This window comes from Oliverpabstia sp. (assembly GCF_022785585.1).
Taxonomy (GTDB): Bacteria; Bacillota; Clostridia; order Lachnospirales; family Lachnospiraceae; genus Oliverpabstia; species Oliverpabstia intestinalis.
The window spans coordinates 1-19,810 of the sequence record NZ_JALFPR010000071.1 but is presented as its reverse complement, the minus strand read 5'-3'; the positions used below and the strand labels follow the sequence as shown (position 1 = coordinate 19,810).

19 protein-coding genes are annotated in these 19,810 nt (G+C 44.8%); 2 read left to right on the top strand and 17 right to left on the bottom strand.

Going from position 1 to position 19,810, the window contains the following annotated elements:
• Nucleotides 1-521: 521 nt before the first annotated feature.
• From acsB to MSA64_RS04545, 6 genes are all read right to left on the bottom strand, one after another.
• The gene (gene acsB, locus MSA64_RS04570) at nucleotides 522-2,651 is read right to left on the bottom strand and encodes an acetyl-CoA decarbonylase/synthase complex subunit alpha/beta (protein WP_287890766.1); all 2,130 of its coding nucleotides are present in this window, start codon (nucleotides 2,649-2,651) and stop codon (nucleotides 522-524) included.
• Nucleotides 2,652-2,671: 20 nt separating this feature from the next.
• Nucleotides 2,672-3,451, bottom strand: a complete 780-nt coding sequence (locus MSA64_RS04565; RefSeq protein WP_287890764.1) for an ATP-binding protein — start codon at nucleotides 3,449-3,451, stop codon at nucleotides 2,672-2,674.
• 92 nt (nucleotides 3,452-3,543) lie between these two features.
• Nucleotides 3,544-5,436 carry an anaerobic carbon-monoxide dehydrogenase catalytic subunit gene (cooS, locus tag MSA64_RS04560; RefSeq protein WP_287890762.1) on the bottom strand — a complete coding sequence of 631 codons (1,893 nt, stop codon included), beginning with the start codon at nucleotides 5,434-5,436 and terminating at the stop codon, nucleotides 3,544-3,546.
• Between the two features lie 154 nt (nucleotides 5,437-5,590).
• Entirely contained in the window at nucleotides 5,591-6,361 is a 771-nt protein-coding gene (locus MSA64_RS04555) for a nucleotide-binding protein (RefSeq protein WP_154432096.1), read from the bottom strand.
• Between the two features lie 147 nt (nucleotides 6,362-6,508).
• The gene (locus MSA64_RS04550; protein ID WP_022171171.1) at nucleotides 6,509-6,691 is read right to left on the bottom strand and encodes a CooT family nickel-binding protein; all 183 of its coding nucleotides are present in this window, start codon (nucleotides 6,689-6,691) and stop codon (nucleotides 6,509-6,511) included.
• A gap of 51 nt (nucleotides 6,692-6,742) precedes the next feature.
• A complete protein-coding gene (locus tag MSA64_RS04545; protein ID WP_277663447.1) occupies nucleotides 6,743-7,081 on the bottom strand; it encodes a cobalt transporter in 339 nt (112 codons plus the stop codon).
• A gap of 403 nt (nucleotides 7,082-7,484) precedes the next feature.
• Here MSA64_RS04545 and MSA64_RS04540 point away from each other — a divergent pair, with 403 nt between their 5' ends.
• Entirely contained in the window at nucleotides 7,485-8,318 is an 834-nt protein-coding gene (locus tag MSA64_RS04540) for an aldo/keto reductase (protein WP_022171173.1), read from the top strand.
• 72 nt (nucleotides 8,319-8,390) lie between these two features.
• Here the strand turns inward: MSA64_RS04540 and MSA64_RS04535 are convergent, their stop codons facing one another.
• Genes MSA64_RS04535 through MSA64_RS04520 form a run of 4 tightly spaced genes read right to left on the bottom strand, consistent with a single transcriptional unit; the run spans nucleotide 8,391 to nucleotide 12,769 of the window.
• Nucleotides 8,391-9,410 (bottom strand): NAD(P)H-dependent glycerol-3-phosphate dehydrogenase, encoded by a 1,020-nt coding sequence (locus MSA64_RS04535; protein ID WP_287890759.1) that lies wholly within the window; start codon nucleotides 9,408-9,410, stop codon nucleotides 8,391-8,393.
• Between the two features lie 12 nt (nucleotides 9,411-9,422).
• On the bottom strand, nucleotides 9,423-10,070 hold the full coding sequence (plsY, locus tag MSA64_RS04530; RefSeq protein ID WP_022171175.1) for a glycerol-3-phosphate 1-O-acyltransferase PlsY: 648 nt from the start codon (nucleotides 10,068-10,070) through the stop codon (nucleotides 9,423-9,425).
• Nucleotides 10,071-10,098: 28 nt separating this feature from the next.
• A complete protein-coding gene (der, locus tag MSA64_RS04525; RefSeq protein WP_022171176.1) occupies nucleotides 10,099-11,424 on the bottom strand; it encodes a ribosome biogenesis GTPase Der in 1,326 nt (441 codons plus the stop codon).
• Nucleotides 11,387-12,769 (bottom strand): DUF512 domain-containing protein, encoded by a 1,383-nt coding sequence (locus MSA64_RS04520; protein ID WP_106492526.1) that lies wholly within the window; start codon nucleotides 12,767-12,769, stop codon nucleotides 11,387-11,389. The genes der and MSA64_RS04520 overlap by 38 nt, the downstream gene beginning before the upstream one ends.
• A gap of 326 nt (nucleotides 12,770-13,095) precedes the next feature.
• Between MSA64_RS04520 and MSA64_RS04515 the strand changes: the two genes are divergently transcribed.
• Complete coding sequence (locus MSA64_RS04515; RefSeq protein WP_106492527.1) at nucleotides 13,096-14,274, top strand: ribose-phosphate pyrophosphokinase; 1,179 nt, start codon at nucleotides 13,096-13,098, stop codon at nucleotides 14,272-14,274.
• A 260-nt stretch (nucleotides 14,275-14,534) separates the two neighbouring features.
• Here the strand turns inward: MSA64_RS04515 and pgeF are convergent, their stop codons facing one another.
• The 7 genes from pgeF to MSA64_RS04480 all read right to left on the bottom strand — a co-directional run.
• Nucleotides 14,535-15,383: a peptidoglycan editing factor PgeF gene (gene pgeF, locus MSA64_RS04510; RefSeq protein WP_287890756.1), complete on the bottom strand. Its 849-nt coding sequence runs from the start codon at nucleotides 15,381-15,383 to the stop codon at nucleotides 14,535-14,537.
• A 131-nt stretch (nucleotides 15,384-15,514) separates the two neighbouring features.
• A complete protein-coding gene (locus MSA64_RS04505; protein WP_118567628.1) occupies nucleotides 15,515-15,868 on the bottom strand; it encodes a YraN family protein in 354 nt (117 codons plus the stop codon).
• A 96-nt stretch (nucleotides 15,869-15,964) separates the two neighbouring features.
• On the bottom strand, nucleotides 15,965-16,720 hold the full coding sequence (locus tag MSA64_RS04500) for a ribonuclease HII (RefSeq protein WP_287890754.1): 756 nt from the start codon (nucleotides 16,718-16,720) through the stop codon (nucleotides 15,965-15,967).
• Nucleotides 16,698-17,579 carry a ribosome biogenesis GTPase YlqF gene (gene ylqF / locus MSA64_RS04495; RefSeq protein ID WP_022171182.1) on the bottom strand — a complete coding sequence of 294 codons (882 nt, stop codon included), beginning with the start codon at nucleotides 17,577-17,579 and terminating at the stop codon, nucleotides 16,698-16,700. Before ylqF ends, MSA64_RS04500 begins: the two co-directional genes overlap by 23 nt.
• Nucleotides 17,580-17,593: 14 nt before the next feature.
• Nucleotides 17,594-18,163, bottom strand: a complete 570-nt coding sequence (lepB, locus tag MSA64_RS04490) for a signal peptidase I (protein WP_117524615.1) — start codon at nucleotides 18,161-18,163, stop codon at nucleotides 17,594-17,596.
• A gap of 185 nt (nucleotides 18,164-18,348) precedes the next feature.
• Nucleotides 18,349-18,696, bottom strand: coding sequence for a 50S ribosomal protein L19 (gene rplS / locus MSA64_RS04485; protein ID WP_022171184.1), 348 nt, complete (start codon nucleotides 18,694-18,696; stop codon nucleotides 18,349-18,351).
• 162 nt (nucleotides 18,697-18,858) lie between these two features.
• Nucleotides 18,859-19,810: MATE family efflux transporter (locus MSA64_RS04480; RefSeq protein WP_287890750.1), on the bottom strand; the 952-nt coding region annotated here is incomplete at its 5' end.

Here is a 19,810-nt window from a genome sequence, read left to right as displayed (position 1 = left end):
ATTGTTACAGTCTTATCTCCGCTGCCAATGGTGACTGTATTAATCTTTGCATTGAATTTCTGAAGTTTCTGATTAAACGGCATTTTTTTGGCCTCCTTAAAAAAATTACTGTGTGTATGTATCTTTTCGCAGACTTACACACCATGTCATGTGTAGTATACAACATTATCCTGCCCGTTGACAAGTACAGTCTGTCATATTTTGTTAAAAAAACAACAATTTCACAGCTTTCCTTTATTTTCCATAACAAATTGAAAAAAATAAATTCGGCAAATTGCCATATCTGAACTTTGCTGATTCTTCATACACTCCGCATATATTTTTTATCAGCAAATCATTACGGCAGCCATATTCCGTCTTTACGAAACAGAACGATTGTACTTTCACACGATCACATTCTGTATGTCCTTGAAATATAATATACTATGGTTTTTATCTATACGCTTTTGAGCGTTTAAACCCGGAGGCTTATTAAAAGCCTCCGCATGACTCACATAATACCTCCGGGAAAACCACCATCTTTACATCATCGGATCAAGGGCTAATGCCGGATGGCCTTTTTCTGTAAGGAATCCAACCAGTGTTTCCGGATCAGTAGCGATTGTTTCATCACCGATCATATCTGTAAAGTTTTCAATTCCGTAGAGTTCTTTTGCTGTGTTGTTAAGACGCTCAGCAACAAACTCTTTCAGTTCTTTTGGCATCCATACGATACGTTCAATACCGCCTTCTGCCTTCATGAACTTCTTGGAGCTGATGAAATGTTTACCATGTCCCATGAAACCAGGTGTCTGAACACCACCACCTGTCATGGATGCCATTTCTGAGAATGTCATTCCAAGAGGTGTCATGCCTGCATACTCACGGTTAGCGATAACAACACCATTGGAGAATGGCTCGATACCGCAGATACACTCGAAGCATCCGCATGATGTCATAGGATCCTGCATGATAGAGTACAGTGTAACGTGCTCTAATGCACCCTGGGAGAATTTCTTAACAGCTTCATCTACGTCTTCATAAGAACCAAGATTCTCATCAATAGGTCTTTCTTTTGTAATTACCTGGCAAGGTCCGTTTGGATCCAGCTCGTTGGTAGCTTTTGCATCCAGCCATGAAACGGCACCGCAAAGTCCAAGTCTCTCAGGTGTAACAACACATACGTGAGACGGGGAGAATGCCTGGCAGAGGATACAGCTGTAATATACATCTACAGATTCGTCCGTCAGAGTATTCAGACGGTCATCACGTTTCTCGAAGATCGGGATAGCAACTTCATGACGGATTCTTGTACACTCAGCAGGATCTGTATAAATAGTAACTTCACATTTATCAACAACTGCGTCAAATTCATTCTTAACCTGTGTATAGAGAACCTCACCGATATGTTTGATCTTGAAGCCTGCAGCAAATGCATCTTTGCTGATACGGATTCTCTGCATATCTCTCTGTCCTGTATGGTATACTCCTTCGATGCAGTTGATGTAGTTATGGAATTTACGCTCGATAACCGGTTCAAAGTCAGGCTGCATGTTTTTACCGGCAACTTTAACAACATATGCAATGCTGTTTTTACTTCCCAGTTCCATGTCATCTACTTCCGGTCCTACAACTGTGATCTTATGATCTTCGATCTCACTGGCATCAACAGTATGAACCAGCTCAGCACAGTCAACACGGGAACCATCGAATTCAACCTGCATGTCACCACGACGAATGATCTCACCTTCGAATGCGGATGCGAATGCTACCGGGATATCGATGTTTGTGATCTTGATCTTGATATCACGAGCTTCCAGAGATGTTGCATTGAATTTGCTTACATCTTCCTGAACAATCAGGCTCTTCGGAACACGTGCGATGTTTTCTGTTTCGTTGGTGATTACCGGGAATCCCAGTGCGATAGCACCAGCACCACATGCTACGATTACGTCATCCAGAGGAGCGAATGCGTTAACAAATGCCGGTACACGCTGCATGGTGTATTCCATCAGAGTCTTAGCATCACCAGGTGTTACGTTACCGAAGATCAGAGCTGCTCTCAGAGCTACGGATACTACATGGATAACTGCTGTTACATCTTTACCCAGCGGGATAACACGTACGTTTGCGCCGGTAGCCATACCTGCTTCTGCTACCTGATCACAGATACCGCCTACCAGTGTTACCAGAATACCCTGTGCCTGATAAGATTTTACCAGTGCAACGCCTTCTTCTACTGTAGGAGCGGATCCCAGGATAACAGCTACACCAGGGATATCACCTGTTACAAGCGGTACACCCAGTTCACGGATCACTGCATCTGCCAGATGTCCGTATAATGGCTCTTCGTATGGAGTAGCACCGTCAATATATTTTAAAGCTTCGATAAATTCCGCACACAGTGCTGTAGCAACGCCAGACATAAAAGCGTCATTCAGACGTGGCTCTCTTGTCATAAGAGTTTTAACAACTCCCAGTGCTTCCTTTAATTCTTTCAGATTAGTAACCTTTACACCTGTTACAGCGTAATAGCAAGGCAGGCAGTAAGCAGTGTTTGGAAAGCTGACTGCTTTCTCTTCACCATGCTGCGCAATTGCTGCATCAATTGCCTGTTCAGTCAGACCGTATACAGCATCATTTCCATTGAATACTCTTTCAAATAATGTCAATGTTTTTTCCTCCTAAACGATTATTTATCGCAATCATCGATTTTATCGATGGTCGTTTTGATTTTACGGATCTCATCTACTGCCGATTTGCTGTAGTCGTATGGAGAACAGCCCAGACGGTCCGCATCCATAATCTCCGTGTTGTAGTGAATGAATCCCAGCAGATCTTCTGCCGGAATATGTGTTTTTACAAATTCTTCATCTTTTTCATCCCGGATCTTATTGGCAACCACGTGTACCTGTTTCACACCGAGATCTTTTGCCAGACGTTTTACATTCTTGTAAGTCTGTACACTTCTTGATCCAGGTTCGATCACTACGATGAACTGATCCATACCTTCTGTGGTTCCCCGACCCATATGTTCCAGACCGGCTTCCATATCCAGCACCACTACATCACCTCTGTGAAGTACCAGGTTGTTAATAATTCTTCTGAGCATCACATGTTCCGGGCAGACACATCCGGCACCGCCAGTCTCCACTGTTCCAAGAACCAGGAGTTTTACTCCGTTGCACACTTTTCCGTATGCATCCGGAATATCGTCTACCTTCGGATTAATCTTGTAATACTGATTATCCGGTCCAGCACCGGTACGTTCCTCTACAAGTTTTCTCATCTTGCTGATCGGAACGATCGTATCCAGCTCTTCTTCTGAAAATCCAAGAGCCAGTCCCAGATTCGCATCCGGATCCACATCGGCTGCCAGTACATGCCGCCCCTCTTCCGCATACAGACGCGCCAGAGTAGCCGCAAACGTTGTCTTTCCCACGCCGCCTTTACCGGTAACTGCAATCTTCATAATTAGTCATCCACCTTATCATTATATTTGTATCCGATGCCGGGTTTGGTAATTCCAGATCCCGGCATCGTACAGATGAGCGATCTTATCGATTAAATACCAAGAGCAGTTCTCTTCTCTTCGATTCTTTCGATCATCAGATCGGTCAGTTTTTCGATATCTGTTTCTACTGTGTAAGCAGCACCTGTCCATTTTCTGGTTCCTTCTGTCAGCAGTTCACACATTTCACTGGAACCGGATACATAAGGATCAACACCCAGGAAGGTATCGATACCGGTTCCTACTACGTAGTTACCGATGGATACTGCCTTTTCGGACATCCATTCAGGAGCACATCCAACTACAGGAAGCTGATTGATCTGCAGACCGGAATCTTTAGCAAGTTCAGCTGCCAGGATCATCATACGGGAGATATCTACACAGGATCCCATATGCAGTACCGGCGGGATATCAGCCAGTTCACATACACGTTTCAAACCTGCACCACAGATATCTTTTGCGGATTTGTCCATCAGACCGGCTTTTGCTGCTGCCTGCGCGGAACATCCGGAAGCGATAACAACGATATCGTTTGCGATCAGTTTCTTCATCAGCTCGATATGTGCATAGTCAGGACGGATCTTCGGATTGTTACATCCAACCATAGCAACGGCACCACGGATAACACCGGAAGTAATACATTCCAGAAGTGGTTTTGTTGTTCCGGTTTCGTCAACCTGGCTGTTGGTAACTCCATCCAGAGTTTTTACGATTGCTTCTACAGAATAACCAACGGTTGCTTTTGCTTTCATATCCGGGATATGTACCAGTTCCGGTTTTCTGTTCTTGAAGTTTTCGATTGCCATCTTTACGATTGCTTTTGCATTTTCTCCTGCTGTCTCAGCGTTGAAACGGATAAATTCAGAATCAGGCATCTGAGCGATCGGAGAAGTTGTCACGAATTTTGTATGGAAACATTTGCTCAGAGGTCCTAATGCCGGGAAGATACACTGTACGTCTACAACGATTGCTTCACATGCACCTGTCAGAACAACGTTTTCCTGCTGCAGGAAGTTACCTGCCATCGGAATACCGCGACGCATAGCTACTTCATTGGAAGTACAGCATACACCGGATACAGTGATTCCTTTTGCTCCCATTTCTTTTGCGTATGCGATCATTTCCGGGCTGTCAGCATATTCGCAGATCATCTCGGAAAGGCTCGGATCATGTCCGTGAACAACGATGTTTACATTCTCGGCAACCATAACACCCAGGTTTGCTTCTGTATCGATTGGCTTCGGAGTTCCGAACAGGACATCAGAGAACTCTGTTCCCATCATGGAACCGCCCCATCCATCTGCCAAACCGGCACGCAGAGACTGTTTTACCAGTGCTTCCGGCAGAGAAGAGCATCCCATATGAGCCATATGTAAGGAAGTGGAAACTTCACGGTCGATCGCACGCGGTGCAATCTCGTTCTCGATCAGTTTTTCTTTCTGTCCTTCCGGCATTCTGTCCAGGAATCTCTGATATCCGAATGGTTTACCATATTCCATCAGACCGATCTCAGCCATCTCATGAGCCAGATCATAGATATCTTTTCCTTCTGTCTCTACGCCCCATTCTTTTGCGATACGAAGCAGTTTCTCAGGATCTTTTACTTTGTAGTTTCCGTCTTCTGCTGTACAGTACAGAGTGTGGCAGATCTCACGACCATGATCAGAGTGAGTAGCTGCTCCAGCTGCTGTAAATTTCAGGAAGTTACGTCCTACGATACCGTGAGCATCACATCCGCAGATTCCTCTCGGAGCCTTCGGGGTAATACGGCAAGGTCCCATTGCACAGATTCTACAACAGACACCCTGTTCACCAAATTTACAGTGTGGTGTCTGGTTTTTTACACGGAACTGCCATGCGTCAGCTCCTACTTTTGCTCCCGTTTCCAACAGACGGTTGGTGGCTGCTTCCATCTCTTCAACGGTAGTCATCTTAAATTCGCTCATTTTTTTCCTCCTTTTGTTTTATAGCCATTCCTCCGCTTTTCTCCGCTTTTATGGCTATTATATATTCTTTCACCCGGAAGTGTGGTTTTGTGTATCTTCCGGGCGAAGACACTCCGGAGATTATCTCTCCGGTAATATCCGCATTGATAATGAATTATAAATTCAGTTTTTTGACGATTTCACTCATCGCTTTTCGAACCGGTGAATCTTCCGGAAGTTCAACGGTTGGTCTTCCTTCGCAGTCATATTCATATACCAGTTCATCCTGAGGAACCACACCCAGAAGGTTCAGGCCCTGGATCTCGATCTCCTCTTTGGTTCCTTCATTAAGAACACCGTTCGGCGCACGGTTTACGATCAGCCCGATCTGCTGTGGATGCATATCGCATTCCTCGATCAGTTTTTTGATTCGTCCCACTGCCTGGATTCCTCTTCTGGAACAGTCGCTGACTAAAATAGCAGTCTGCATATTTGGAAGAACTCCGCGGCTGATGTGTTCCATTCCTGCTTCATTATCCACAACCATATACGGATAATTGTTTTGCAGTTTGGCAAGCTGTGCCTGTAACAGTCCGTTTACAAAGCAGTAGCATCCTTTTCCCTGGGTACGTCCCATCACCAGCATATCGAAGTCATCATCCTCGATCAGCGCGGAATTAAATTTGAACTCAGCATAATCAGCCTTGCTCACTCCCGCAGGAATCGGATTTTCTTTTGCCGTTTCCGCTCTGGCAATTTCTTCTCTGATATCACCCAGTGTAGCTTCTACCTCTACGCCGAGTACTTCATTCAGATTAGAATTCGCATCTGCATCCACTGCCAGAATCGGTCCCTTTTTCTGTTCGCAGAGGTACTGAATCAGAAGTCCACACAGTGTGGTTTTTCCAACTCCACCTTTTCCTGCGACTGCAATTACATGTGACATTTTCTTATCCTTTCTGATAGTTTCTTGTTATTAAGTTCTGCCTTATCAGTGTAGAATCTATCGTAACTGCTCAGTTTCTTCACAGTTACTATCTACTGAATAGTTAGAATCTATCTTATAAGATTATTACATCTTATGACCTTATCATTAATCGCACTGTAATTTTACAATGCTGTTTGCGAGATCGACCATCAGAATCTTTCCTTCAATGCTGGTCTCTTCTCCCATGATATCGCGGATAATAACTTTTTCACCCTCTACCAGAATCTTGCTTACATTCCGGCAGATGACAGTATCATCGCTTTCTTTATATACAGTAGCCAGACACATTTGCTATTCCTCCTTTTACCAAGATGTCATATGCAGTCTGTAAAACACTGATTAAAACTCTTTCAGCTCTTCTTTTACTGTTGTGAGTGCCAGACGCAATCTGAGATTGCCTTTCTGGAAATCAGCTACTGCTTCTTTGATCTGCTTTGCAGCTGTATCCATACCCAGTTTTGCCAGGTTGTCAGCCATCTGATCGAGTTCTGCTGCATGATGTTCGTTATGATCCACCATATAGTTTAACAGTGCTACAGATTCGTTCTTACATTTGTCAGAACCGCCACTGCATCCGTCGCATGCATGTTCTTTACAGCCATGGTCATGCTCATGTTTATGGGCAGGGCCATCACCATGTGGAATTACATTTCCGTTCTCATCTTTTAATAAGTGCATGTCCTACTCCTTTCTCTGCTTTTCCCCCAATGGGGGATATGACAATCTTTTGTCAATTATGTTTTATTATACTCCTTTTCCCTATGGTATTCAATAGAATCTATGCAAAATATTTATAAATTCAGCTGTACTTTTTTATATACAACAGGGGATTTTTGTAAGAAATGACGCAGTCTCCGATTTTCACGCTTTGCTTTGTTAATTCGTTAACATGTATCGTTGATGGTTTATCCTATCCCGGGGATAGGGTCTTTGATCTTCCGTATCGCCTTCATGTCACAGCTTCGTAATATTTTTGCCCTAATTATTTCACATTTCCATGGTATAATGGACGGAAATTGGGATTTTCGGTCATTTTTGTGCTTTTCGGAAATGCCGGATGTTACGAGAGGAGGTTTACATCATGTCAAACATCCCATCATTGACTTTGAACACAAATGCCAGCATGCCGCTTCTGGGGCTTGGCGTATATAAAGCTACCGCACCCGGTGAAGTGGAAGGCGCTATCTCCACCGCTCTGGATCTTGGCTATCGGTTAATTGACACAGCTTCTGCTTATAAAAACGAAGAGGGGGTAGGGCGGGGGATCCGTTCTTCTTCTGTTCCACGGAAAGAACTTTTTATCACAACAAAATTATGGAATACCGCACAGCGAATCGGAGATATTGACGGGGCCTTTCAACGAAGTCTGGATCGACTCGGACTTGATTATGTGGATCTTTATCTGATCCACTGGCCGGTACCCGGTTGTTTTATCAATTCCTGGCAGGCGCTGGAGCGTATCCGGGAATCCGGTCAGGCAAAAGCGATTGGCGTAAGTAATTTTGAGATTTCCCATCTGGAAGCACTGTTTCAGACTTCCGGAATCGTTCCGGCAGTGAATCAGATAGAGTATCATCCACTGTGGAATCAGTCAGACCTGTACGAGTATTGTAAGGAACGAGGCATTGCCGTACAGGCTTATGCACCGCTTGCCCGTGGGGCTTATCTCAAAAAAGATACAATGATTCATATAGGAGAAACTTACGGAAAATCGCCGGCACAGATAGGTCTGCGGTGGCTGGTACAGAAAGGAATCTCTGCTATTCCGAAGTCGGTAAATCCTGAGAGGATTGCGGAAAATGCAGATATTTTTGATTTCGAACTGACCGACATGGAAATGAAGACGATCGATGCCCTGGATGAGAAATTCAGAAGTGCAGGGATACCGGAGGATATGCAGGGTTTCGTGATCTAAAGGATTAAGGTATATAAAATGCAGCCCGCCCGGGAATCATTCCCGGGCGGTCGTCCGTTTTACATCACTCTTCTATTTCTCATCATCCCAGAGTTCAACTCCAAGCTCATCCTTTTTCATTCTCTGCATCAGCTCATTCACCGCATCCGCAGCGTTCTTATCTTCAAACAACACTTTATTGACTTCCGCAATAATCGGCATTTCCACCCCATATTTTTCAGCCAGTCCCAGTGCTGCCTTCGCAGAATATACCCCTTCTACCACCATCTTGACTTCATCCATGGCTTCTTGCATGGTACATCCCTTGCCCATCAGATAACCTGCTTTACGGTTACGGCTGTGTACGCTTGCGCAGGTAACGATCAGATCACCGATACCGGACAGTCCATAAAAGGTTCTCGCATGTGCACCCATTGCGATACCAAGGCGGGAGATCTCTGCGATTCCTCTGGTGATCAGAGCTGCTTTTGTGTTGTCTCCGTAGCCAAGACCATCTGCTACACCTGCGGCCAGCGCGATGACATTTTTCAAGGCCGCTCCCAGTTCGATACCAAGAACATCCGGACTTGTGTAAACACGGAAAACCGGACTCATGAAGATTTCCTGCAGATATTCTGCTATCTGTCTCGTTCTCGCTCCCACCACACAGGTTGTCGGAAGACCTTTTCCAACCTCTTCCGCATGGCTCGGACCGGATAATACGGCAACATTTGCTTCCGGCAGTTCTTCTTCGATGATCTGACTTAAGGTCATCAGCGTATGCTCTTCCACACCTTTCGCCACGTTGACAACAATCTGGCCTTTTTTCAGATATGGTGCCATCTTCTGTGCGGTGCTTCTGGTATATGGAGAAGGTACTGCCAGTACCAGTACATCCTTGTCTGCCATTGCTTCTTCCAGATTGCTTGTCAACTGAATACTTTCCTGCAGTTTTACACCCGGAAGTTTGGAAGTATGTTCTCTTTTTGTGCGAAGCATCTCCACTTCAGCTTCCATGATAGACCACAAAGTTACTTCATGTCCGTTATTTGTCAGAAGCCACGTGAGGGCAGTTCCCCAACTTCCGGCTCCCAGTACGCCGATTTTCTTCATACGACACCTCCATTATGCTTTTTTCTTTTTCAGATATGTTTTATTTTCATTTCCATGGATCAGACGCAGAATATTCGGCCAGTGTTTGTAATATGCAAGGATGGCAAGCAAGATGGCAAGCACATACATTTCATAAATATTTGCCTGACTCATTCCCGTAAATTGTCCGTTCTGTCCCATGATAATGATACCTGCCACAAATACCACATAAACCAGCAGAGATCCCAGTGATACATAGTGGGTAAGGAAAAATACTGCAAGGAACACAATAGCTGCAACCAGTGTCAGCCGCAGATCAAACGATAACAGCAGACCGGCTGTGGCAGCAATTCCTTTTCCTCCTTTAAAGTTCAGGTAAAACGGAAAATTATGTCCGAGGATCGTTCCCGCTGCCGCATACATTCCCAGCAGCCGGATCATCTCCGGATGGCTTTTTCCAAAAATCAGATGTACGATCACAACCGCGATCACACATTTAAAACAGTCTCCAAGCAGTGTGATTGCTCCTGCCTTTGCGCCCAGTGTACGCAGTGCATTGGTCGTTCCGGCATTTCCGCTTCCGTAATTACGGATATCGATACCGTGGACTTTTCCATACAGATAAGAGGTCTGGAAAAGTCCACAGATATATCCGATCAGAACACAGAGAATCCGTTCCATAAATATCCCTCCCCGGATCTAATAATTCTTATTTTTCACCATTTCTTTCCCGAATGATAAACTTCAGAGAAGTTCCCCTGAAACCGAATGCTTCACGGATCTTGTTTTCAAGATAACGGGTATAAGAAAAATGCATCAGTTCTTTATCATTGACAAAGATAACAAATGTCGGCGGTTTGATGGATACCTGTGTCATATAGTACAGTTTCAGACGTTTTCCTTTGTCTGACGGTGGCTGTTGCATCGCGATCGCTTCCGTCATGATCTCGTTGAGTACACCGGTCTGGATACGCAGTGTCTGATTTTCCAGTACCATATCGATCGTCTCGAACAGTTTTGGAAGACGCTGTCCGGTCTGAGCGGAGATAAACAGGATTTCCGCATACGGCATGTACGCCAGGACTTCACGAACCTTATTTGTATATTTGTAAATGGTTTTATCATCTTTCTCGACCGCGTCCCATTTGTTCACTGCAATGATAACACCTTTTCCACGTTCATGAGCAATACCGGCGATCTTCGCATCCTGTTCCGTGATCCCTTCTACCGCATCGATGACCACGATGACCACATCGGCACGTTCTACAGCCGTTACGGTACGGATAATACTGTAACGTTCCAGTTCTTCTTTGATCTTATTTTTTCTTCGAAGACCTGCGGTATCGATAAATACATATTCTTTTCCGTTCCACATCACGTTGGTATCGATGGCATCACGGGTGGTTCCAGCAACATTTGATACGATCACACGGTTCTGTCCCAGTAATTTATTGACAATAGAGGATTTTCCTACGTTTGGTTTTCCTACGATAGCGATATGAGGAATCTCATTTTCCTCCTCTTCCTCTTCTTCGGTAGGGAAATATTTTACCACTTCGTCAAGCATATCACCCATACCCAGCTTGCTGGATGCGGAGATCGGAATCGGATCGCCGATGCCAAGATTATAGAATTCGTATACATCCGGCATGAATTTTGCAAAACTGTCTACTTTATTCACCACCAGAAGTACCGGTTTGCCACTTCTTCTCAGCATATCAGCCACTTTGGAATCGGCATCTACCAGTCCCTGGCGCACATCGGTGATAAAAATAATAACATCTGCGGTATCAATCGCAATCTGTGCCTGATCTCTCATCTGCGCCAGGATGACATCTTTGCTCTCCGGCTCAATACCGCCGGTATCGATCAGTGTAAAACTGTAGTTTAACCAGGTTGCATCCGCATAGATACGGTCTCTTGTTACACCCGGTGTATCTTTTACAATGGAAATAGTCTCTCCTGCCAGGGCATTGAATAATGTGGATTTACCCACATTAGGTCGTCCCACAATTGCTACAATCGGCTTGCTCATAGATCTGCCTCCTTTTATGATTTTCCAATATTGTATCATCTACCACTGCGTGTACAAAAGATGCACCATCTTCATTTACCACAGTGATTTTTATCTGTAACGCTTCTTCTGCTTCTTCTACGGTAATATCGTCCAGGAACACATTTTCTCCCGCACGAAGCATATTGCACGGGATCAGAAGTCGTTCCCCAAGATCCTGATCTTTCAGCTGTGCGATCAGATCCTGTCCTGTGATCAGACCGGATACGGTGATCATCGGACCAAAGAAGTCGTTTCGGATCGCATAGACCGTCCCATGAATATTCGGAAACTTTTCCTGAACATACGAAATATTCTTTTCTATATAAGGCGCTGCCAGTTTTCCGGTCGCTACCGAAAAATGTCGAAGCGTGTCATTTCCCTCCAGACCCTGCACCGTCTCCTGTATCTCAGTATCCAAAAGCCGCAGCATACCTACGCCATTTTCCAGCTGCAGATATCCATCGTACTGTTCTTCCGGCGGCATGGACTGCTCTGCCAGGATATACCATTCGTCACTGCAATGAATAAAATGCAGGCCATATTCAGCATACAGCATTTTTTGCCATCTGTGAACGCATTCCAGTACATTTTGAGCATCTTCTTTTGTAAATGGCTCCAGTGGGTACAGACCATCCCTGTATTTACTCAGTCCAACAGGAACGATCGAGACGCTTCGAAGATGCGGCAGATACCGGCTGAGATCCCGGATACTCCGTTCCAGTTCCTCTCCGTCATTCACGCCTTTACACAGAACAATCTGACCATTCATTTCAATTCCGGCTTCGTATAACCGTTGCACCTTTGGAAAAATATCCCCGGCGAACCGGTTATGGAGCATCTTACAGCGAAGCTGGGGATTGGTTGTCTGGAAAGAAATATTGATTGGCCCCAGATGGTACTTTATGATACGGTCGATGTCATGATCACTCATATTTGTAAGTGTTACATAATTACCCTGCAAAAAAGAAAGACGGGAATCATCGTCTTTAAAATACAAAGTTTCCCGCATCCCCGGCGGCATCTGATCGATAAAACAGAAAATACAGTTGTTTCTGCAGGAACGATATTCATCCATCAGTCCATTATCGAACTCGATCCCCAGATCTTCCTCATAATCTTTTTCAATCTCCAGTTCCCATTCTTCCCCGTTGGTCTTACGGATCAGTACTGTCAGATAATCATCGTTTACCAGATAATGATAATCGAAAACATCTTCGATCTTCTGGTCATTGATGGAAATCAGTTCATCTCCCGGTTCGATCTCCAGTTCTTCGGCTATACTCCCGGGCTGAACCATCTTTATAATATGTTTGTTTTTTTTCATTCAACTTTCTCCGTTCTCCTGCTAAGAACAATTATAACTATTCAACCGGAAATATTCCGCGAGGTATTTTGACTCGTAACCGTGAGGGTACTGAACAGTTACAAGTATTGAACACTTACGAACATTTTCAGGTTCTTTCCGCTACCTTACTATATAGAAACCGCCCAGAATTGTCAAGGAAAAGCCGAAAAATACTGTTTTTCCCGTTATTTTTCACAAGAATTCTACATATTCTTGACGGGCTTTAGTTTCTAATGGTATAACTATTATGTCTGTAAAAATCGTGTAAAATACAACAGGTTAAATCACTTTATTTGGAGGTTATTATGGCAAACTTAGACTTATTGGAAAAATCCATTCCAGTCGCACCTATTAAAATCGCAGCGCTGAAAGGCTGTGAAGAACTGGGAAAAACCGTCAATGATTATCTGGTTCAGTTCCGTAAAGAGCTTATGGAGCACCGGACTAACGGCATCGCATGGTCAGGATATGCAGAGGAATCTTTCCTTATTGACTGTGACTGCCCTCGTTTCGGTACCGGTGAAGCAAAAGGTGTCATCAACGAATCTATCCGTGGAGTGGATCTTTTCATTCTTTGCGATATCACCAACTACAGTATCACTTATAAAGTAAATGGTTATGAAAATCATATGTCTCCGGATGATCATTTCCAGGATCTTAAACGTATCATCGCTGCTGCTACAGGAAAAGCTCACCGTATCAACGTTGTTATGCCGTTCCTGTATGAAGGAAGACAGCATAAACGCAGCAAACGTGAATCTCTGGACTGTGCAATGGCTCTGCAGGAGCTGGTTAGTATGGGTGTTTCCAATATTATCACTTTCGACGCTCATGATCCTCGTGTACAGAATGCGATTCCGCTGTCCGGTTTTGATAATTTCATGCCTACTTATCAGTTCCTGAAAGCGTTGCTTCGTTCCGTACCGGATCTGCAGATCGACAACGAACATCTGATGATCATCAGCCCGGATGAAGGTGCTATGGCAAGAGCCGTATATTTCTCCAATATTCTTGGTGTTGATATGGGTATGTTCTACAAACGTCGTGATTATTCTACCGTTGTAAATGGTAAAAATCCAATCGTTGCTCATGAGTTCCTGGGCGACTCTGTAGCCGGCAAGGATGTGATCGTTATTGATGATATGATTTCTTCCGGCGAGAGCATGCTGGATGTGGCAAAACAGCTGAAAGATCGGAATGCAAATCGTGTATTTGTTTGTACTACGTTTGGCCTGTTTACAGATGGACTGGAGAAGTTTGATGAGTATTATGAAAAGGGTTATATCCATAAAGTGATTACTACGGACCTGAATTATCATACACCGGAGTTGTTGGATCGTCCTTATTATGAGCCTGCTGCTATGGGTAAATATCTGGCAAGTATTATGGATACTCTGAATCATGATGTTTCGGTTGAGAAGGTTCGGTCTACAACTTCTAAGATTACGAAATTGCTTGCTAAGAACAGAGAAGAGAAAAAATAGAGTTTCTTAGAAAAGTTTTTTTAAGGCGTACGTAAACGATCCGGGGGATCGTTTACTGATGTTGGCGGAAACTCGATTACTTTTCGGAAGGTGTTTGATGTTTTTAGATAGTTGTCTTTAAATGCATATATCGATAGTAATTTTCTGCATATAATCACATTATATTTGTACATAAAAACACTGTGTAACAACTCAATTTCCCATTATAATAATGGTTATTTGAGCGTACACAGTGTTTTTCTATGTATATGGTTCTTTCTTTATCGTATTCCCAGGAAGGCTGCGAGGTTTCCTCGTTTGCCGTGGGAGGCGCGGTGGGAGTAGAGGAAATCGGGGTTGCAGCAGGTGCAGAGGTTGGGGGTGAGGATATTTTCTTCACGTATGCCGCTGGTGAGGAAATTTTGGTGGCAGGCTTCCCAGAGGTTTAGCTGATACTTTCCGTTGGGTTTCCGGTAGAAGAGCTTTTTGTGGAGGGTTTCCGGATAAGCCTGGCGGAATTCTTCGATGACGTCTTCGCTTACTTCGTAGCAGTCCTGGCAGATGGAGGGACCGATGGCTGCGATGAGGTCTGCCGGGTCGGTGTGATAGGCTTTCTGCATGGCTTCTACGGTTGCTTTTGCGATGTTTCCTACGGTTCCCCGCCAGCCGGAATGGGACAGACCGATGGCTTTGTGGGTTGGATCATAGAAATATAAGGGGACGCAATCGGCATAAAACGTAGCAAGAGTTACAGCCGGCTCGTTGGTGATCAGACCGTCGATGTCGTGAAAGGTCCGTGGCGTCAGAACGCCGCATCCGCAGTCTTCTTTTCCTACCTGGCGCACATTTGTCGTATGAGTCTGATCAGAAGTAACTATGCTTTCTAACGGAAATCCGATGGCTCTGCTGATTCTCCGATAGTTTTCCAGTACATTTTCCGGGTTGTCACCTCTGGAAAAGCTGAGATTCATGCTTCCGAGACAGCCCTCACTCACACCGCCCAGACGGGTGCTGAAACCGTGTACAATGGCGGATTCCCGTTCCAGTCTTGGATAAGAAAGGTAAGTTACACCATCACGTTTTCTGACTTCCATATCTCCTGTATATTCCTGTTTCCAATGAATGTCCATAATCTGCTCTCCTGCTGTACTGTTTTATTTTCTGATACTGGCTGTTTGTTTTCTGTATTTCATCTTTTTTGAAAGACTTTCTATCCATTTTTCCATATTTGCAGATGTTTCTGTCTCCCAGATTTCTTCTTTTAACCCTGGTAGAAAAATGCATCCCGGTAAAGCCGGATCTCTTCTCCCTCAATCGCCACCACATCGAATCTGCACGGTGTATAGATATCCAGACCTTTCTCTGTCAGATACCAGGCTGCCACCCGGGAGATCTGTCGCTGTTTCCGCAGATCTACGGCTTCTTCCGGCAGACCGCTTTCGTTTGTTGATCTGTATTTCACTTCCACAAATACCAGATACTGCCCCTCCCGGGCGATCAGGTCGATCTCTCCTTTTTTGCAGCGGTAATTTCGTTCCAGTATCTGGTATCCCTGTGTTTTCAAGAAGCAGGCGGCTTTCACCTCCTGCTCCTGTCCTGTTTTTCTTTTATTCAAATATAGTTTCCTCTTATTTTGCAGAAAACTGAATTACGTGATCTGTTTTGTTTTCAGACATTTTCATCCAAAATCAGTAGCTTCATCCATCCCGGATTACAGAAAGTTCTTGATAAATGTTGCTCTGTGGATCGGTGACGGACCGTATTGCCGAATCGCTTCGATATGACTTTTCGATCCGTATCCCTTATGAGATGCAAATCCATATTCCGGAATGATCTTATCATATTCTGCCATTAACCGATCCCTGGTGACCTTCGCGATGATACTTGCAGCTGCGATTGAAACGCTTTTGGCGTCCCCTTTGATGATCGGCACCTGTGGAATCTCGATCTTAGGGATCGTCACCGCATCATTTAACAGAATCTGTGGCTTGACAGCCAGTTTTGAGATGGCTTCCCGCATCGCTTCATAGGTTGCCTGTAAAATATTGATCTCATCGATTCGTGCCGGACTTGCATACCCAACGCCAACGCTGATCGCTTCTTCCATGATCACATCATAGAGTTCTTCTCTTTTCTTTGCTGACAGCTGCTTGGAGTCGTTCAGCCAGAGGATCTTGCTGTCTTCCGGCAAGATCACCGCACCTGCCACAACAGGTCCCGCCAGCGGGCCACGTCCTGCTTCATCGATGCCACAGATCCAGCCCACGTGACTGTAGGTGTTCTCATAGACTTTCATATCTTCAATCCGCTGTTTTTCTTTCTCCAGCAGTTCTTTTTCCCGGTCGTATTTTTTCACCAGACCGACTACGCCGCTTCGGGTATCCTCCCGGTACAGTTCCAGAAGTTTTTCTCTCTCTGTTCCCGACGCCGCCTGTAATTCTTCTTTAATCTCCCGGATGGTCTTCATGTGCAGTTTCCTCCTCAACCGGTGGAAATTCCAGTGTGATTCTTCCGATTTTACCGTTACGGAATTCTTCCATCACGATTCCTGCCGCTTTCGCATAGTCGATCTCCTGCCCGCGGATCAGACATTTTCTCTTATCCGCTACTGCTTCCAGAAGAGATACCGGTGTGCCCTCTTCCTCGATACCGTAACGGGTATTTAACAGGCCCGGATAATTCGTGCGGATATAATCCAGCAGTTCCAGAGACAGTTCCTCCAGATTCAGGATCTCGTCCTTGATAGATCCGATAAACGCCAGTCGTTTTCCCACTTCCTGATCCTCAAATTTCGGCCAGAGGATACCAGGTGTGTCCAGAAGTTCCAGTGTCTTATTCAGACGGATCCACTGCTTTCCTTTTGTCACACCCGGTTTGTTTCCGGTCTTTGCACAGGCTTTTCCTGCGTAGGAGTTGATAAATGTGGACTTACCTACATTTGGAATACCTACAACCATTGCACGAATCGGACGGTTCTTGATTCCTCTTCTTCTGTCTCTCTCGATCTTTGCCTTACAAGCTTCCTGGATCACGCCCTGGATAGACTTGAGTCCCGCGCCTGATTTAGCATTCACTTTTACCACGTAAAATCCTTTTTTCTGAAAATACGCGGACCACTGCTCGTTATATCTTTCATCTGCAAGATCTGATTTGTTTAACAGGATCAATCTTGCCTTATTTTTACCCAGTTCATCAATATCCGGGTTTCTGCTGCTTAACGGGATGCGGGCGTCCACCAGTTCGATGATCAGATCAATCAGTTTCAGATCTTCCTGCATCTGCCGTTTTGCCTTGGTCATATGACCTGGATACCATTGTAAATTCATCTGCTTACCTCATTCTATACGAATCCGAACCTGCTCCACGGTGACGCAATAAACCAGACCTTACCGATGATATTTCTTTTCTTGACATTTCCCATATCGGCGTATCTGCTGTCTTCGCTGTTGTTCCGGTTATCACCCAGCACAAAATACTCTCCGCTGTCCAGTGCCACCTTCGTCTCAGCAACCCCTGCATTTTCAATCCCTGGAAATTCGCCGTTTTCCTGATAGGTCTCCCCGTCTATCAGGATCTGTCCGTCCTTGATCTGTATCGTCTCTCCCGGAAGTCCGATGATCCGTTTGATATGTGTACTTGCTTTTTTATCATCGCCTGTTTTATATACGATGATATCTCCCCTCTTCGGCGTACTGAATCTGTATGCCATGCGATCGACCAGAAGTACATCTCCTGCATTTAACGTAGGATCCATAGAACCTTCCTGCATAACGGTGATTTTCCCATAACCAACCGCCAGTACAATGCCGAGGATAAGCACCGCTGCGATCTCTGCCGCCCAGATAACAGCTGCTTTTAACTTGGCAGCTGCCACATAGTCTCTTACATACCTTGCTTTAAAAAATCCCATATTCATTTGCCTCAGAGTTTTCCCACAGTAACGCGATAACGAGATAACATACTCTTCGCAAAATTTACTCATTATCGTGGCAGTCGTCAAGACCTCGTGCAAGCACGGACTTTGACTCATTGCCCGCGTAAACGGAAACAGGGGCAAGTACATGATGTATTTGCCCCTGCTCCTCTACCTGTGAATTATTTTACCAGTTCTTTTACCTTAGCTGCTTTACCAACACGGTCTCTTAAGTAGTTCAGTTTTGCACGTCTTACTTTACCACGTCTTACTACTTCTACTCTCTCTACGTTCGGAGAATGCAGCGGCCATGTCTTTTCTACGCCGATACCGTTAGAGTTCTTTCTTACTGTGAAAGTTTCACGGCAGCTTCCGCCCTGTTTTTTAATTACGATACCTTCGAAGATCTGAATTCTTTCGCGGTTTCCTTCTTTGATTTTACCATAAACTTTTACGGTGTCACCAACGTTGAATGCCGGTGCTTCTGCTTTCAGCTGAGCAGCTTCGATGTTTTTAATAATTTCGTTCATCTTTTTTCTCCTTTTGTTCCTGGATGTTCTTAATACCTTTTGTAACAGAGGACCATCTCGTTTATTCATACGTCAAATATTATACACTACCATATTTTAAATTGCAAGTCTTATTTTTCTGCTATTTTTCTTTTTATTGTTCACCATGCCCGACACTGTTTATCATTCTTTCTGCGACACAATATTCTGCAACCAGACACCTTTCTTAACCAGTACAAAGCCGATCACGCATTTGATCCAGTCTGCAATATTGACGCATGCGAAAATCACTACTACAAACAAACCGGTAAACCGGCTCAGCACAAAGGCGATCGGCACGCTGACGATCCACACGAAGACGCTGTCGAAAAAGAACGTGACCACTGTCTTGCCACCGGAACGCAGGGTAAAATATGTCGCATGCAGGAATGCATTCTGCGGCATAAAGACTGCCTGTGTCATGATCAGGTATTCTGCCAGATGTCTTGTCGTACTGTCAGTGTTATACAGCTGTGGAAACAGCGGCGCGATCAGGAACATCACAATCGCAACACCGGTACAGCACATCACGGAAAAGGCGATCATCTTGTTGTCCAGATCCCTTGCCTCATCCATCTTGCCGGCACCCAGCCTCTGTCCTACCACTATGGCTACCGAATCACCCAGGGCGATAAATACTACATTAAATAAGTTTGCAATCGTATTCGCAATATTGAACGCCGCTACTACGCTCAGCCCGCGCATCGAATAACACTGCATCAGTGTAGCCTGCGCGGCCGCCCACAGTGTTTCGTTGAAAAGCAGCGGAGAGCCTTTGATGATAAATTTCTTTATCAGATATCCGGGAATCTTCATCGTCTTATAAAGCCCGACGATATAGGTATTGATTTCCTTATGCTTGTGTGTCCAGACCAAAACGATCGCCATCTCCACATATCTGGAAAGTACCGTTGCAATTGCAGCACCGACAACGCCCAGTTTTGGAAAACCGAATTTTCCGTAGATCAGCAGATAGTTAAATACCAGATTCACCAGAACCGCTGTCACACCGGCTTTCATCGGCACCATCGTCTCTCCGCACTCACGAAGTGTACTCGCATATGTCTGTACCATCATAAAGGCCGGCAGTCCGCAT